Source organism: Trichlorobacter ammonificans (assembly GCF_933509905.1).
GTDB classification, from domain to species: domain Bacteria; phylum Desulfobacterota; class Desulfuromonadia; order Geobacterales; family Pseudopelobacteraceae; genus Trichlorobacter; species Trichlorobacter ammonificans.
Genome location: NZ_OW150024.1, coordinates 2953110 through 2969876 on the forward strand (window position 1 = coordinate 2953110; position 16767 = coordinate 2969876).

5 protein-coding genes and 1 other annotated feature are annotated in these 16767 nt (G+C 60.8%); of the genes, 1 reads left to right on the forward strand and 4 read right to left on the reverse strand.

Annotated elements, in window-relative coordinates:
• Nucleotides 1–4 precede the first annotated feature (4 nt).
• Nucleotides 5–1561 carry a 2-isopropylmalate synthase gene (locus tag RAK07_RS13585; RefSeq protein ID WP_305733372.1) on the reverse strand — a complete coding sequence of 519 codons (1557 nt, stop codon included), beginning with the start codon at nt 1559–1561 and terminating at the stop codon, nt 5–7.
• 52 nt (nt 1562–1613) lie between these two features.
• Nucleotides 1614–1843 (reverse strand) — a binding site (T-box leader).
• 201 nt (nt 1844–2044) lie between these two features.
• On the opposite strand from RAK07_RS13585, the gene RAK07_RS13590 reads away from it, so the two are divergent.
• A complete protein-coding gene (locus RAK07_RS13590; protein ID WP_305733373.1) occupies nt 2045–3028 on the forward strand; it encodes a glycosyltransferase in 984 nt (327 codons plus the stop codon).
• Here the strand turns inward: RAK07_RS13590 and RAK07_RS13595 are convergent.
• Genes RAK07_RS13595 through RAK07_RS13605 form a run of 3 tightly spaced genes read right to left on the reverse strand, consistent with a single transcriptional unit; the run spans nt 3016 to nt 16693 of the window.
• A complete protein-coding gene (locus tag RAK07_RS13595; protein WP_305733374.1) occupies nt 3016–9363 on the reverse strand; it encodes a two-partner secretion domain-containing protein in 6348 nt (2115 codons plus the stop codon). The genes RAK07_RS13590 and RAK07_RS13595 overlap by 13 nt on opposite strands.
• A 12-nt stretch (nt 9364–9375) precedes the next feature.
• Nucleotides 9376–10110, reverse strand: coding sequence for a FecR family protein (locus tag RAK07_RS13600; protein ID WP_305733375.1), 735 nt, complete (start codon nt 10108–10110; stop codon nt 9376–9378).
• Nucleotides 10079–16693, reverse strand: a complete 6615-nt coding sequence (locus RAK07_RS13605) for a two-partner secretion domain-containing protein (RefSeq protein WP_305733376.1) — start codon at nt 16691–16693, stop codon at nt 10079–10081. Before RAK07_RS13605 ends, RAK07_RS13600 begins: the two co-directional genes overlap by 32 nt.
• Nucleotides 16694–16767: the final 74 nt, after the last annotated feature.

The following is a 16767-nucleotide window of genomic DNA, read 5'->3' on the forward strand; positions in this document are numbered from 1 at the left end:
GTCCCTAAACAGCGTCGGACAGCCGCTTTTGCTTGTGGTGCAGCCGATTCAGGGCATGGATGAATGCCTTGGCCGAGGCGACGATGATATCGGTCGACGAACCTTTCCCCACCACGGTGTAGCCGCCTTCCTCAACCCGTACGGTCACCTCTCCCTGGGCATCGGTACCGCCGGTAATCGAGCCGACGTTATACTGGGTCAGCACCGCCTTGGTCTTGGTCAGCTTGCGGATCGCCTTGAAGGCCGCGTCGACCGGGCCATCGCCCAATTCCGCTGTTTTGGCCGGTTTGCCGCTGATTTCAAGCTGTACCGTGGCGGTGGCCACGGCGAAAGAGCCGCTGGTAACCGTAATATGTTCCAGCTTGTAGCGATCCTCTTCCCGGGATTCGTCGGTGACGATCGCCTCAAGGTCCTCGTCGAACACCTCTTTCTTCAGGTCCGCCAGGGCCTTGAACCGCTCGAACGCCCGGTTCAGCATATCATCGTCCAGATCGTGCCCCAACTCCTCCAGGCGCTTCTTGAAGGCATGGCGCCCCGAATGCTTGCCCAACACCAGGGAACTGGCCTGGAGACCCACCGATTCCGGCGTCATGATCTCGTAGGTTGACTTGTCCATCAACATGCCGTGCTGGTGGATACCGGACTCATGGGCAAAAGCGTTGGCCCCCACGATCGCCTTGTTGGGCTGCACGGAAATTCCCGTGATGCTGGTCAAAAGCCTGCTGGCCGGCGTCAGCTGATCGGTGGCGATATTGGTGGCATAGGGAAGGATATCGTGACGGGTCCGCAGGATCATGACGAACTCTTCCAGGGAGCAGTTGCCGGCCCGCTCACCGATACCGTTGATGGTGCACTCCACCTGACCGGCACCGGCCTGCACCGCGGCGATGGAGTTGGCCACCGACAGCCCCAGGTCGTTGTGGCAGTGCACGGAAATGACCGCCTTCTCGATATTGGGCACATTATCCTTCAGGTACTTGATCATGTTGAAGTACTCGAACGGCACGGTATAGCCCACGGTATCGGGAATGTTGACGGTGGTGGCGCCGGCAGCAATAACCGCTTCGACCATTTCGGCCAGAAACGGCAGCCGGGTACGTGCCGCATCCTCACAGGAAAACTCCACGTTGGGCGTATAGGAAGCGGCCCGCTTCACCGCCTTGATGGCGGTTTCCAGCACCCGGCCCGGCTCCATCTTCAGCTTGTACTTCATGTGGATGTCCGATGTGGCGATAAAGGTGTGAATCCGGCCTTTGTCGCCGGCATATTTCAATGCTTCCCAGGCACGGTCAATATCCTTGTCGTTGGAGCGGCACAAACCGGCGATCTGCGGTCCCTTGATGGTCTGGGCCACCTTTTTGACCGCTTCGAAGTCCCCCTCCGAGGCGATGGGAAAACCGGCTTCTATAACATCAACGTTCAGCTTCTGCAGCTGGCGGGCCACCCGCAGTTTTTCCTCAATATTCATGCTGTTGCCCGGCGCCTGCTCACCGTCGCGCAGCGTGGTGTCGAAAATCCTGATTATCCGCGTATCATCCTGGTTCTTGGCACTTTTCGCCATAGCTCCACCTCCCCGTGTGGTTTCCTGAAATGAAAAAACGCCTCCGCCCCGCTGCAGGGACGAAAGGCGTCAGCGCTTTCGTGGTACCACCCTACTTCACCCGACCGCCCACAGGACGCATCAGGTCTTCATTGGTCCGTGACGTGGACACTACGGCTTCGACTACTGCTGTTCACCGAAGCGGCTCCAAGGCGAGTTCGCGGTTTCGATCCACCGGTTCGCACCATCCACCGGCTCTCTCAAGAATCTACCTCCGCTACTACTCCTCTTCTCAGCCATTAGCAATTTTTCTTACCATAGAAAGAGCAGTGCATTCCGTCAATACTTTTTTTACCCGGAGCGGTGCGGCATTCTGGCGGTTGCCGTTTCAGTGCCTCCTTGGTATATTCCGACCAGCCAACCACACAAGGACCGCTTGTTCCCATGCATGTCGCTCTGATCTGCCCCTTCAGCACCGGCCCTGCCCGGGGAAACATCACCACCGTGCAGCGCATAGCGGCACATCTGCCGGCCGCCGGTTGTCGCGTCAGCATTGTCTCCCTGGACACCCTGACAGAACAGGAACAGGGGCGCGCGCTCGCAGAACTACGGCCGGATCTGCTCCACGGATTTCACGCCTTCCATGCCGGTCCCGTTGCCGAGCATCACGCTCGGATGCTGAAAATCCCCTACTTGGTGACCATAACCGGCAGCGATCTGTTCAGCGCGCCGATGTGCGAACATCCCCAGACCCGCCGGGCCGTGGCAAACGCTTCGGCAATCACCTGTTTCGACGATCTGATTGCCGAACGCTTTGTCGCCGCCTTCCCGGATGCTGCAGAAAAAACCGTCGTCATCCCGCAGGGAGTTTCTCTTCTGCCGGAAGCAGCCGCAACCGACAACGCATCGTACCGGCCTCCGGGAGCGACACAAGGCTCACGTCATTTTGTGATTCTACTGCCAGCAGCCATCAGGCCCGCAAAGGGCATTCTCGAAGCTCTGGAGGCATTAGCCCCTCTCGCTGACGTGACCCCCACCCTGCGATTCGTCATCGCCGGCGGGGACCTGGATGCTGCCTACGGCACCCAGATCAGGGAATATGCCCGGCATCGGCATTGGGTAAACCTGCTCGGCGACGTGCCGCACCATCTGATGGGAACCCTTTATACGGCAGCAGATCTGGTGCTGAACTCCTCCCGTTTTGAGGGCGGCATGCCGAATGCGCTGTTGGAGGCCATGGCGCAGGGTAAACTTGTTGTCGCCCGGGACATTGCCGGTAATCGTTCCCTTATCCGCCACGGTGAAACCGGGTGGTTCTTCAGCACCGCCGAAGAGTTGCGTACCATCATTGCTCAGGTCCACACCCACCAAGAGCACTGGGCTGCCATCGGAAAAGCCGCACGGGATTTCGTACGCAAAAACTTCCCCCCCGAACAGGAGGCCCGTCAGCTCAGCACACTCTATGGGGCTCTGACTCAGTTACAGTAATTGTTCTTCGGTTTTTCATCCTTTTTCTCTCTACCGGCTGGCTGTTGGTCATTCTGCTTGTCTTTCCCCTTGTCCTTCTCACCGCTCGTGTTGCCGCTGCTCTGGCTGTCGCCGGAATCAGGCGAACCGGAAGATGGTGCCGGAACGCTCCCTGACGATATCGTCGCTGGTGACGATTGTTCAGCATCATTACCGGCTGGTGCCAAGGAAACCAGGACCACGCCAGTTGGAGCAACCGGCGTGGTATGCATCTGCTTAACCGCATTGACCACCTGATTGACTGCCTGACTGAGCGGTCCTTGCTCCTGCACCGGCACAACCGCCACACAACCGGCACGCGACGGATTCGCGGCACAATCGGCCAGCGCAGGAAGAACCGCGCTGCAGCCAGCTATCGCCGGAGTGGCAACGCAGGCGGCCAGGCTGGGCAGGACAACGGAGCATCCTGGTGTTGCTGATGCGGATGTACAGGTTGCCAGTGTTGGCAGCACTGCACTGCATCCCGGCATGGCTGGAGAGGCAGTACAGTCAGCCAGACTCGGCACTACTGCTGAACAGCCGGCAGCTGACGGCGTTGTGATACAGGTTTCAAGGGACGGAAGCACCACGGAACAGCCGGGCGTGCTTGGCGCAGTGGTACAGATGGCTAACATCGGCAGTACCACGCTGCAGCCAGTAATGGACGGTGCGGCTATGCAGGTGTCCAGTGAAGGCAGAACCGTGCTGCATCCCGGCAATATCGGCGTTGCGGCGCAGGTACTGATAGTCGGCTGGCAGATGCTGCCGGCAAGCTGATAGCCGGGAGAACAGGTGATCGGCTCGCAACTGCTGCCAACCAGTACGTATCCCGCGGAACAAGCAATTGGAGCGCAGGAGGAGCCACTCCACGCCTGCCCTGTTGAGCAGGAGGGCGTACCGTTCAAATGCGCCTGGCGGACAATGCCGCCGGCAGTACGAACGGTGCCGTTTTCGACGATACCCGAGCCCGCGCGCAGGGTAACGGTCTTGTTGGTGCCCGAGAAGACATCGCCGTCAATGGTCAGGATGTCGCTGGCAATGCCTCCCCCGGTGGCCCCAGCCTCCAACCAGACCTCGTTCAGTGCCGCTATCCCGCCACTGCCAGCGATGGTCAGGGGGCTGTTGGCAATGATGCTGATCCGTCCCCCGGACACATTGGCAGGGTTACCGTTGCTGACCCAGCCGGACGTGGTCAGGGCACCGCTGTTGACGATGTTGATGTCGCCGGAACCGCCGGTGTTCTCCGCCGTCAGCATCGAAACCCGGGTCTTGAGCGGAAAACCGCTGCCGCCGAATCCGCTGCCGATGCCGGTAGCCGCATAGAGGGCAAGATCTTTTGCCGCAACGCCAGCGCCGGAAGCCACGGCATCGACAATCGCACCGCCTGGAGCGGCCAGGATCACGGTACTGTCAGTAGTATCCGTAACAACCGGTGATGCCAGCGTTATGGTGCCGGCAGATGCCGTCACCTGGATATTGCCGCCGCCAATGCTTGTTACCCCGGTAATGGCTGACGGATTTTTAGCGCCTCCGGCCAGTGCAGTGATCGTCAACGCACTGCTGTTGGTAAAATCAATGGCGCCACTGTTGGTCTCAATTGCCAGGTTATGCACCTGATTGGATGTATTCAGATTCACCGGGCCGCCGGCAATGACTCCCAGGCTGTCAGCGATTATGGAAGCAACTTGCGTAATCCCTGCCCCTGAAAACAGCCCGACCCGCTTGCCGGCGCGGGCAATCGCCGTTTCTACACTAATGGCGCCTGACACGGCTCTAGAGGGGTTTCCCGCAATTGAGCCGATGGCAAAATCGGGCGCGTTGAAGGTCGTGATACTGGTATCGCTTATGTACAGCGTGCCGGGAGCACCCCCGGTACCCACAACGATAGGCGTGTTTGCGGTATGGGGAGAAATACTGATGGCACCATTCGTTGCATTGGCTACAACCGTGCCGCCGGACAGGGTCAGCCTGTCGGTGGTCATCTCAACAACTCCGGTGTTCGCGGCGCCCAGCACCCCGCCACTCAGAGTGATGCCCTTTGCCGGGTCGGTCGACTGTAGCGCAATGATGCCGCTATTGGTTACGGCGGAAGAAGCATAGGTTATCCCTCCGCCCGAGAGCTTGATGACGGAACTCTCTCCCGTACCGGTGGCAATGGAGCCGCTGACGGTGATCTGATTGGCAGTGGGCACGCCGATATCGACGTAATTGCCGTTTGTGGTGATACTGCCCGTCGTCAGATCGGCGTTGTTAAGAAATGAGAGGCTTCCGCTGCCGGTGCGTAAATCTGCTGAGATGGAACTGACATTATTGCCGGCATGTCGCAGAGACACAGGACCGCTGCTGACGAGTGACAGGTTGAACCCACCACCGCCGGTCACGTCCCTGGTTGAAATAAGCGCATCCTGAGCGATGCTGCTGCCGGTCAGCGCGATGTTGCCGCCGGTGCCGGTGTTTTGAATACCGGGCGCACCGGCAACCGTCGTTACCCAAATGCCATTGCCGCTTGTGTACTGAAAGCTGCCGCCGGTGGCCTCCCCTGCTATGATGCCGGTGGGATTGAGCAGCGACAGGCTAACCGTATCCCCCTTTGCATAGACCGCTTTGCCACCCAGCAGGGCACCGGTCGATTGCGTCAGTGCTCCGTTGCCGGTAAGCGCGATGATGCCATCCGGAACTTCGGTGTTGTAGATGCCGCTGACATAGGTGGAGATACCGGCTATGCCGGCGACAGTCCCCACATTCAAGGGGGCGTTGTTGCGGAACGTGAAGTTTTTGTTCGGATTAGCATTGTTGCCGATGCTTGCGGCAAGGTTGGTGACGCTGTTGGAGGCGGCTGAAAGATCGACGGCACCCAGCGCCTGAATCGCCAGGTTGGCGATAGAAAGCGTACCCGCCCCCTCTTGTGTAACCGTTCCTCCCGACTCAAGACTCAGCGTTGAAAACCCTGTCGGCGCTATGGCGGAAGTCATCACAAGGTTGCCGCCGGCCGTGGTGCCGATCCGCACGGCAGTAGCGACTATGCTGTTAAGCTCACTGGAGGAAAGTTCGAGGCTTGTTGCGGCAAGATCGGTGGTTGATCCAAGATCAATACCTCGTGCGCTGTCCGTCGACTTGATCCAGACCGTTCCGCCGATGGCGTTGATGCCGCTATTCGCCTGCATGGCTACCCGGTTTGCCGTTAGCGTGACGTTTCCCCCGGAAAGCACCTGCAGTGATGGCAGCGTCAATTGATTGCCGGCCGTCAGCTTCAGATCGGCAGTGCCGGCACCCATACTGGTTGCCGTAATGTCCTGCGTGGCCGATATTGCGATCGGCGTTGCCGTGCCTGTGGTAAACAGATTTTGCAATGTGGCGCTGCCGGTATGGTCCAGGTAGACCGCCCCGGGACCGGCGGCATTGAAGCCGACACTAATGCTGGACGCCCCGCTGGTTTTCAGCGGCGCATTCGCAACACCGATCATGCTGCCCCCTCCCAGATGCTGCAGATTGACGGATGGCGCCGAAATGGTACCGGTGCCGCTGATAGAGCCTCCCGCGGCAGCGTCGATATGGACGCTGCCTGCTGTTATCGGCCCGTTCAGCAGCACGTTCTGTCCACCCTGCACGGTGACGCTGCCGGTTGTCGAGACCGCCGCCGGATTCAGCTTCACATCGCGGCCGGCGGTCAGGCTGATCGCCCCGCTGCCGCCGCCGGTGGCACCGCTGTAAATGTTGGTCGTGTTCAGCTCGATATCGCTGGTTGTCCCGCTGGCGATCACGCTGACCGCACCGGCGCCGGCATTGTCGTTGCCGCTTATCAGAGCGTTCCCAATGATGGCGGAACCGCCGGTCGCCGACAATGAAATGCTGCCGTTGCCGCTGGTCTGCACCCAGCCGACGCTACGGATGGTGCCGGCGTTGGTTATGGTGACGTTCCCGCCGCCGTTGTTGTTGATGTTAGCACCGCTCAGCGTCAGGGTGGTCGCCGCATTGTTGAAGGTAATATCCCCGGACGTAAGGTTGCTGGCGCTATAACTCGCAACCTGGTTGACGTTGCCCAGCAGCGTACCGCGCACGCTGCTGGTTGCAAGCGCTGCCGCCTGGAGTGTACCGCTGCCTGACTGCTGAATGCCTGCAGAGCCCGCGGAACCGGTGCCGCTGATGGTGATCGCACCCGCGCCGAATGCCGTGCCTGCGGTTATGCTTCCCAGCAGGGAGACACCGCTATTGCCGCTCCCGGTACCGGTGCCGATACCGGTAATGCTGATCGTCCCCCCGGCACTGACAACAGTTACATACTGACTGTTCAGCAGCACCCCCTCATTGTTGCTGGTGGGGGTGTTGATGCAACCGGACGGGCACGGTCCGCCGGTTATGCTGATCGAGCCGCTTCCCGTGCTCTGAAGTTGCAGGGGGGTGCTGAGCGAACCATGCAGGCGCACTCCTTTGTTGTTGCTTCCGGTCGCATCGCCACCATAACCAATAATGGAGAGCGTGCCGTTCTCAACCCGGATAGTGCCGCCACTCAGGTTGATCCCGCGAATATTGCTCTTGCCGGTGCCCAGGCCGCCACGACCGGTCAGGGAAATGGCACCGCTGCCGGTGGTGTCAATAACCGCATCCGAATAGATACCCGCAGTGCCGATGGTGCCAATGGTAGGCTGGTCACCTGTTCTGCCCGCCAGGGTTATGTTGCCCCCCTGGGCGTGCAGTTGCACCGTGTTTGCCAGGTTGATGCCGTCAGCATCGAATGGTGAGCCGGCAACCCCCTGGCCACGGATGATGATATTGCCGCCACCGGTACTGATGGTAGCTGTTTCGACGTACACTCCGTACAGTTGGTCGTTGGTTGCGCTGCCGTAGCCGATGGCGGCCGTCACGGCAGGATCGAGGCCACCACCGACGATCAGGCTGCCGCCGTTGGTGGTAATGTTCTTGTTGATCCAGACACTACCCGGTGCGGTGTCGCTCTGGGCGTGAGCATTCAGCACCACATCCAGCTTGCCGCCGCTTGATGATATCGGCGCATTGATGCTGATGCTGCGTTCAGCCTTGAGGGTGAGCGATGTATCGGCTGTACCGGTTTTTGCAATAGCGTCATTGACGAAAATATCGCCATTGCCGGCGGTCCCCATGACGGCGGTTTCAATGACAATGTTGCCGCTGTTCAGGTTTGTCGCCAGGGTGGCACCGGTCATGTCGCCCCCGCTCGGGGCAATGGTGAAATCGTTGGGATCGAGGAGCCAGATGCCGGACCTGCCGTTGGCGGCAATTGTGCTGATTCGGGCCGTATCGGCTACTTTCAGGTAGGTTCCCGAGGTTTCGACAAATCCGCCGTTGCCCCCCTGCTCCCCGCCTTTGGCGCTGATCGTGCCATCAACGACCGTTGCACCGTCGGACCAGACGATCACCTTGCCGCCGCTGGCAGTGCCGCTACCGTCCGCCGATGTTACGCTCCCGCTTGCAACCGTTGTCTCCCCGGACGACTTCAGGAATATCCGCCCCTGGGCGTCCTGCACCGCGCTGTTCGCGCTGATACGCCCCTTCTGACGCACCACGCTGCCGTACATGCCAATACGACCGGCATCAGCGACAATCGTACCAAGGTTCAACGATTCGCCGGCAGGAGCCGTCACCACAACCGCAATCTCAGGACTCCGGCGATCAACCAGCAGCACCTCCTTGCCGGCGGCCAGCAGTACGTCACCGTTGGGAGCCGTGATCACCCCGCTGTTCTCAACAGCTGGCGCGATCAGGTACACGCCGCCGCCGGACGGCGTGGCAATGCTCCCCCGATTCTCGACCTTGCCGGCCGTCGGACCAGCCGAAAACTTCATCCGGCCCGCCAGAAAGTCTTCGTTGGTGATGGTCAGCGTGGAGGCGATCAGACCGTTGACGTCGACCCGACTGTTGGGACCGAACAGGATGCCGTTGGGATTGATCAGCAGTACCTTGCCGTTGGATTGCAGGGCGCCCAGGATTTTGGAGGGATCGCCGCCGGTGACCCGGTTGAGTACGGCGCTCAAGGCGGAGGGTTGGATGAAGCGGGCGGTTTCACCCTGGCCGATGGAAAACCCCTGCCAGTTGATGATCGCATTGGCGGAGTTGGTGATGGTCATGGTGCCGCCGGAGCTGACAATGCCGGCGGTGCCGCTGACTACCGTGGGACTGGTGGGCAGGGCGTATACCGTGCCGGCTGAGGACGCCAGCAGCGCCGCCGCCAGCAGGTTGCCTACCGTCACCGGCGCTGCTCCCCCACTACCCCGTACCGCTTCGGATACCACAACCCAGGCTTCCCGCAACCTGCTCCAGATCAGACGATACACTCTGTTCATGACGATACCCCATCAGCGCACGATACAGTCCGTCGTCCCTCCTCCCTGCGCCGCCCCCCCTTCTCCTCCCTGGCCTCGCGACCCTTGGGAAACCGATGGCGGCGGGTTGAAGGGTATGTTCGGCTTTGTCGGCAACACCACTGGTGGCGTGGTAGGGTTCTGAACGTAGACGTATTGACCGGCCTTCACCTGCAGGGTGGTTTGTACTCCCTCGTTGTTGGTAATCACGACCTGACCGTCGGCAACCGCCAGGTAGAGCCCCGGCTCGACGGCACCGCAGGAGTTTCCGGTGCAGAATTGCGCGTCGTAAATGGTACCGCGGATACCGATGGTGGCCGTGGGGGTTTTCATACGGTAACTGTCCTGGTTGCCCCGTTTGCCGATCTGTCCCGTAATGGTGCGCAGCCCCCCTTTGATCAGGTTGTAGGAACCGACATCGTTTTTGGGATTTGCCTGATCGTAGCGGTGCTGCTCCACCCTGAACTGTGTGTCCGGCTTCAGGGTCACTTCGCTGCCGTCGGAAAACTTCAGCCGGGCATAGGTTCGTTTCTGCGTTATCACCGTATCGCCTTCGTCAATCTTGGAACCGATAGACAAAGCTTTCGTGGTACCATCCGTCTTGCGCGCCAGCAGGGGACCGGACAGGTGGGTCACGCTGGCGGCCGTTGCAGCCAGCGCAACAGACGACCACAGCAGCAGGCAGAGCAGCAGCAGGCTAATTGCAGTAATTTTTCTTGGGTTTTTCATCTTTTTTCTCTCCGCCGGCAGACTGTGCATCCGTATTCTTGTCCTTATTCTTGTCTTTTTTCTCTTCCTTCCCGTTACTGCCATTGGTTTCGGACTGGCTCGACGGGCCTTCAGATGACGATTCTTCCTTGGAAGGGGCGAGTGCGACCAGCACCAGCCCGGCAGGTGCAACCGGTGTCGTGCTGGCCTGCTCGGTCTCTTTCACCACCTGGTTCGTGGTCTGGGTGATCGACGTTTGTTGCTGCGGCAGCACCACGGAGCAGCCGGTGGTCGTCGGGGCGGTAGTGCAGATGGCCAGGGTGGGAAGAACGGCACTGCAACCGGCAGTGGCCGGAGCGGCAATGCATGCCGACAGGGTCGGCAGCACTGCGGAGCAGCCGGCGGTCGTCGGGGCGGCAGTACAGGTGGTCAGCGACGGAAGCACCGTCGCACATCCGGGAGTGGCCGGAGCGGCGATGCAGGTCTCAAGGGCCGGTGCTGGCGGTTTGACGACCGTTCCTCCCTGGTCTATCGTCGTGACACCGGCCGGTGCCACGGCAGACCCGCCTGCGGCTATTACCACGCCGGTGCCTGCTTTCAGGCTGATGGCACCAGTCGTCGAGGCAACCGGCCCGCTAATCGTCAGGTTGTCACCGCCAACGGAACTGGCAGATGCCTCGAGCAGGATATTCCCTTGGGCCGTGACGCCGCCGCTGCCAATGGTCAAAGGACTGTGCGCCCGCAGGGTGACGTCGCCCGTGGTGGCGACAACCGGCACGCTTCCGGTCGCAACGGCGCCATAGTTATCGACATACACCGACCTGCCGGCCGTCAGCGTCGACCAGAGCGGCACCTGGGTCGACAACGGTACCGCAGATGAGCCGATATCCACACCGGCCGTGGCGAACAGTGCCTGGGCCTGGACGCCGATACTGCCGGTGGCATCGAGAATCGAACCGGAGCTCTGCAGGCTCACCGTTCCGGACGCAGCAGTGACCGGCGCCTTCAAAGCCAGATCTCCACCGGATGTTGCAAGCGTCACACTACCGGACGGCGTTGAAACACCGGCAATGATTTTGGGGTTTTCCAGGCCTCCCACCACCGAAACGACTGAAAACGGCTTGCCGGCACTGAACGCCACATCGCCTGCCGTGGTATTAATGGCGAGTGCGTCTACCATGTTGGACGCGGCATTCAGGCTGACGCCGCCGCCCGCGAGCACCCCCAGGGCGGGCACCGCAATGGCTGCTCCGGTACGCTGCGTTACCGTTCCCGCACTGACCAGCCCCAGCCGCTGGCTACGGGTGATGGCACCGGCAATGGTCAACGGACCGGACGCCAGCCCATCATCACCAGCATCGCTCCCGATCACGAGGGTGGGTGCGCTGAACGTTGCCTCGCTGGTGTTCAGTACGTTCAGACCGCTGCCGCTGGCACCGACGGTAATCGGCCGATTGGCGGAAAACGGCCGGATGCCGATTTCGCTCTGGATATCCGTGGAGCTGACCCTAACCGTCGGAGTACCGGCCAGAACCAGGTTATCCGCCGTGAACTCAGCCGACTGGACGGCATTGACCACAGAGCCGAGCGTTACGGTGCCGGTCTCGGAAGCTGTGGCGGTAAACCGTACCCTGCTTCCCGCGACCGTCCCCGCCACGTGGCCGATGCTGTTGCCAAACAGCCCGACGGCGTCTGCGGCCTGAACCGAAGCGCTGATTGTCAGCAGCCCATCCGAGCCGAGCATGACGCTTCCGCCCTGCGACGAGACACCAGCGTTTACCTGCACCGCACCCACGTTCTTCAGGTAGACCGAGCCGCCCGCCGTAACGCCTGCCCATTCGCCCACCTGGGTCAGCAGAGCAGTGTCATACGAACCGATACTTCCACCTGCGGCAGCGCGGAGCGAGGTGGCAATCAAGGGGGCACCGGCGCCTGAACGCAGTATGGAGCCGGTGGTCGATTCAAGACTGATCTGTCCGTTCGCTGCGCTGACGGTTGTTCCAATGGTCAGAGTGCCGGCGGCCCGTGCTGTGAGGTTGGAAGCTGCCACCAGGCCGGCCGGACCGGACGGGGTCTCGGGCAGGCTCACGGAAACCCCGGAAGTGCTGAAGCCGGCGACGAGCGGTGTTGTGCCGGCCAGGCTGCCGCCACTGCTGCCGACGGTCTCCTGATAAGTGCTGCCTGTAGGGATAAACGTGGTTGATTTCAGGTTGTTCAGAGAGAAGCCGGACATGTTCATCAACTGGGAAGCTATGGCCGCGGCACCGTTGCCGAGCCCGATGGTCACATCGCCGGCATAGCTGCTGCTGGCCGGCCCGTAGTTGAAGGAAATGGCTCCGCTGGTGTCGAGTACGGTCTCGAACCGGGCCGAGCTGCCTGCTTCGTAATAGCGTTCGACATCCCATTTCACCGCCATACTGGTGGTGGTCGGCTGTGATATGAACACGTTTTTCCCCTGGGACGGCTTGACGATCCAGTCGTTCCAGGCCGGTGCAATGGCTTTGTAGCCGGCAAGGTCCTGGAGACTGTCACTGTACGCGCTGGTGCCGCTACCAAAACTGATCAGGCCGTTGCTGGAAATAAAGGCCTGGGAGAACGTTTCGCCGAAATAGGTGAAGGTGAAGGGCAGCGTGTAGATGAAAAAGTCGTCGTCAACGTAATCGCTGTTGTAACTGTTGAAGGTCAGGTCCAGCGTGTTTGTGGCCTCAAGGTAAACGTGCCGGCTTGAGCGGACGTTACTAAGCACCACGTTGCTTCCTTTCAGGGTGATGTCCCGGTCGGCAGCCCTGTTGTCAAGATTGGAAATGGTCCCCGCGTTTTGGCGCAGGTCGCCACCCGCCTGAATCGTGATGGCACCACCACTGCTGATGTCGTCGTAGAGTCCGATAGTTCCGGCGGCAACCAGCGAAACGTCTCCCTGCGCGCGCACCAGCTCCACATCCATGCTGCCGCCGTTCCTGATGCTGATGCCGCCCTGCGCTTCCGCCATGAGTCCGGTGAAGAGGTTGGCGCTGTTTTCGAGGGTTATGCCGCCACTGCCGGAGAAGAGCTGGAGCGCACCCACATTGAGCGGGGCAGTCTGACTGATTGAGCCTTCAGTAAAAATACTCAGGCTGGTTGACGGTTTGTTGATGCCGCTGCCCGCTATGCTGATGTTCCCGGAAGCGGGCACAAAGGACTCAACCGCGGAATTGCCGACACGGAGCTGTCGGCTGGTGAGCGAGGTAGTGTCATGGGTGGCGGCACCGTCGCCCACGACCATGTTCGCCCCCGGCGTGTACGGAGCCAGCAGAATGCCGTAGTCCGCACTGAATGTCCTGCCGGCTGTCGCCGAATACAGGTCCGTCGCCAGACCGGCATTGCCGACATGGCTGTTCGCCCCCAGGGAGATTGCCGGCGCCTTGAGCAGCAGATTGCCGCCGGAGGTCTGGATGCCGCTGACCCCCTGGTGCAGGTCAGTGACGGCAAGCGGCGCACTGCCGCTAAAGACGATGTCCGCGCCGTTGCGGGAGATCGCCGCAAGGGAGCCAACCGCATTACCCGCATCCTCAAGATAGATGGCTGTGCCGGCGTCGAGATGGGCCCCACGCCCCGGTGCAAGCAGCAGGGCACCGGCTTCCTGGGCAATCCCCTGGTTGTCGGAGATCAGCTTGACCCCCAGTGGATTCGTACCGGCTGCGGCAGCAGTAACGCCGCTTGCGCCGGCAACATGAGACAGCAGTATCTGGTTGCTGCTGCGGTAACTGAAACTGTCGAGCGCAGCACCGCCAGTGGCCTCTCCGGCAATGATCCCGGTGGGATTGGGTTGATCGAGGTTGACCGATGTCCCCGTGGCCTGGACTGCCTTACCCCGCAACAGCGCACCGCCGGCCTGGCTGATCGCTCCGGAACTGGTAAGGCTGATAACGGCGTCAGGGGCGGCAGCGTCGTACACTCCGTTCATAAAACTGCCGATACCGCTGATCCCTCCCACATGTCCGATACTCAGGTTCCCCTGATTGCGGAACGTAACGTTTCTGTTGGGGTTACCAGCGTCACCCGCCGATGCGGCCAGCGTGGCAACCTGATTGTTCTCGGCCAGCGTGACACTTCCCACGGAATTGAGGGCAAGGTTGGGCACGGTGATCGTGGCTCCCGTTATCTGACTGATCCCGCCGGCACCAGCATTAAAGACATGAGCTGATGCGGATGGCGTCGTGACTGCTCCAACGACATGTATTGCACCGGATGACGCCCCGGGGGAGCCGATGGTGACGGCCTGCGCGGTTATCGTGCCGAGCGAGGGAATATTCAGACCTGGCGAGGAGTAGCCTCCCAGGTAGATATCGTTGTTTGAAGGCGAGAGCGCCCCGATCTTCACCGTGCCGTCCGGAACGCTGATGGTGCCGCTGCCCAGGGTTATCTGGCCGCCCGACAGGGTGCCGAGCAGCGAGAGGCCCGACCCGTTGCCGGCGAGCGCTATGGCATTGCTGCCGGTACTGATGTACTGGCCGTACAGCTCAAGTTGCTTCGGGCCGCTTAGGGTAAGAGGGGAGGAGGTAGCCACCGACAGGTTGGGCGTATAATTGCCGAAGCTGTCGTAACCCACGACGATTTTTCCGGCGGAAATCCGCTCCAGATCGCTGCCGCTCAGATTCCAGGACTGCGACCCGTTGATGCTCTGGCTCAGGACCGGACTGTTATTATAGGAAGAAAGATAGACCGTGTTGCTTCCCGCATTGATTGCGGCACTGCTGTTGGTGGCCACTCTGTTCATCCTGATGACCAGGTCGCCGCCGCTGCTGATGTTGCCCAGCATGGTCGGGAATGTTGCATCGTAGGACTCCAGCCTGACCGGTCCGTTGCTGTTGATGCCGGTAAAGTTGCGGATCGACGAGGAAGAGGTGTTGTAGATGTTGACCCCGTTGTTGACATTACTGAAGCTGATTTCTCCGGCAACGTCCGCCACGAACACCTTGCCACCGGCGCCGATACCGTTTACTGCCTGGAGCATGAGTGACGAGCCCGTCACTTCAGAGGCAAACCCGTAGTTGTTGGCCGTTATGACATTGGCGGCATTCAGGGAAACAGCGCCACCGGTAAACCTGCCGTAGGTTGTTCCGCCATCAAGGCTGGCAAACACGATATCCCGGCCGCTGGCAGTAATGTTCTGGGCGGTCACGTGCTTATTGATCACGACACTGCCGGCTCCCGATACATCCTGATCGGCCAGCAGCACCAGCGAGTTATTCATGGTCAGCGCAGCATCAATCGTAATATCGTTGTGGGCCTTAAGCGTCAGGGTGGCTGCAGCGGCATTGGCTGTGTTTATTGCTGAAGACACCGTAATAGTGCCGGTCCCCCCGCCGCTGCCGGTGGTATCAACCACGACGCTGGTACCGCCATCAAGCACTCCGGCGATCATGGAAGCACCGATGAAGGAAGGACTTGAGCCGCCATTTCCGACAAAATTCGGCGAACCGGTATAGGTGCCGGTGGTGTCGATGGAGCCGATGATGATATCGTAGGGATCAAGCAGCCACGTTCCTCCGCTGCCAAACGGCGCCGTCAGGTCCGGAGCCTTATTCACCGCCAGATTGCCACCCGAGGTTTCGACAAATCCGCCGTTGCCCCCCTGCTCCCCGCCTTTGGCGCTGATCGTGCCATCAACGACCGTTGCACCGTCGGACCAGACGATCACCTTGCCGCCGCTGGCAGTGCCGCTACCGTCCGCCGATGTTACGCTCCCGCTTGCAACCGTTGTCTCCCCGGACGACTTCAGGAATATCCGCCCCTGGGCGTCCTGCACCGCGCTGTTCGCGCTGATACGCCCCTTCTGACGCACCACGCTGCCGTACATGCCAATACGACCGGCATCAGCGACAATCGTACCAAGGTTCAACGATTCGCCGGCAGGAGCCGTCACCACAACCGCAATCTCAGGACTCCGGCGATCAACCAGCAGCACCTCCTTGCCGGCGGCCAGCAGTACGTCACCGTTGGGAGCCGTGATCACCCCGCTGTTCTCAACAGCTGGCGCGATCAGGTACACGCCGCCGCCGGACGGCGTGGCAATGCTCCCCCGATTCTCGACCTTGCCGGCCGTCGGACCAGCCGAAAACTTCATCCGGCCCGCCAGAAAGTCTTCGTTGGTGATGGTCAGCGTGGAGGCGATCAGACCGTTGACGTCGACCCGACTGTTGGGACCGAACAGGATGCCGTTGGGATTGATCAGCAGTACCTTGCCGTTGGATTGCAGGGCGCCCAGGATTTTGGAGGGATCGCCGCCGGTGACCCGGTTGAGTACGGCGCTCAAGGCGGAGGGTTGGATGAAGCGGGCGGTTTCACCCTGGCCGATGGAAAACCCCTGCCAGTTGATGATCGCATTGGCGGAGTTGGTGATGGTCATGGTGCCGCCGGAGCTGACAATGCCGGCGGTGCCGCTGACTACCGTGGGACTGGTGGGCAGGGCGTATACCGTGCCGGCTGAGGACGCCAGCAGCGCCGCCGCCAGCAGGTTGCCTACCGTCACCGGCGCTGCTCCCCCACTACCCCGTACCGCTTCGGATACCACAACCCAGGCTTCCCGCAACCTGCTCCAGATCAGACGATACACTCTGTTCATGACGATACCCTTTGCTCGTGTTCCCTTTGCATCCCGTCTGCTGTCCGCAGACGGCACCTCACCCCGGTCGGTCG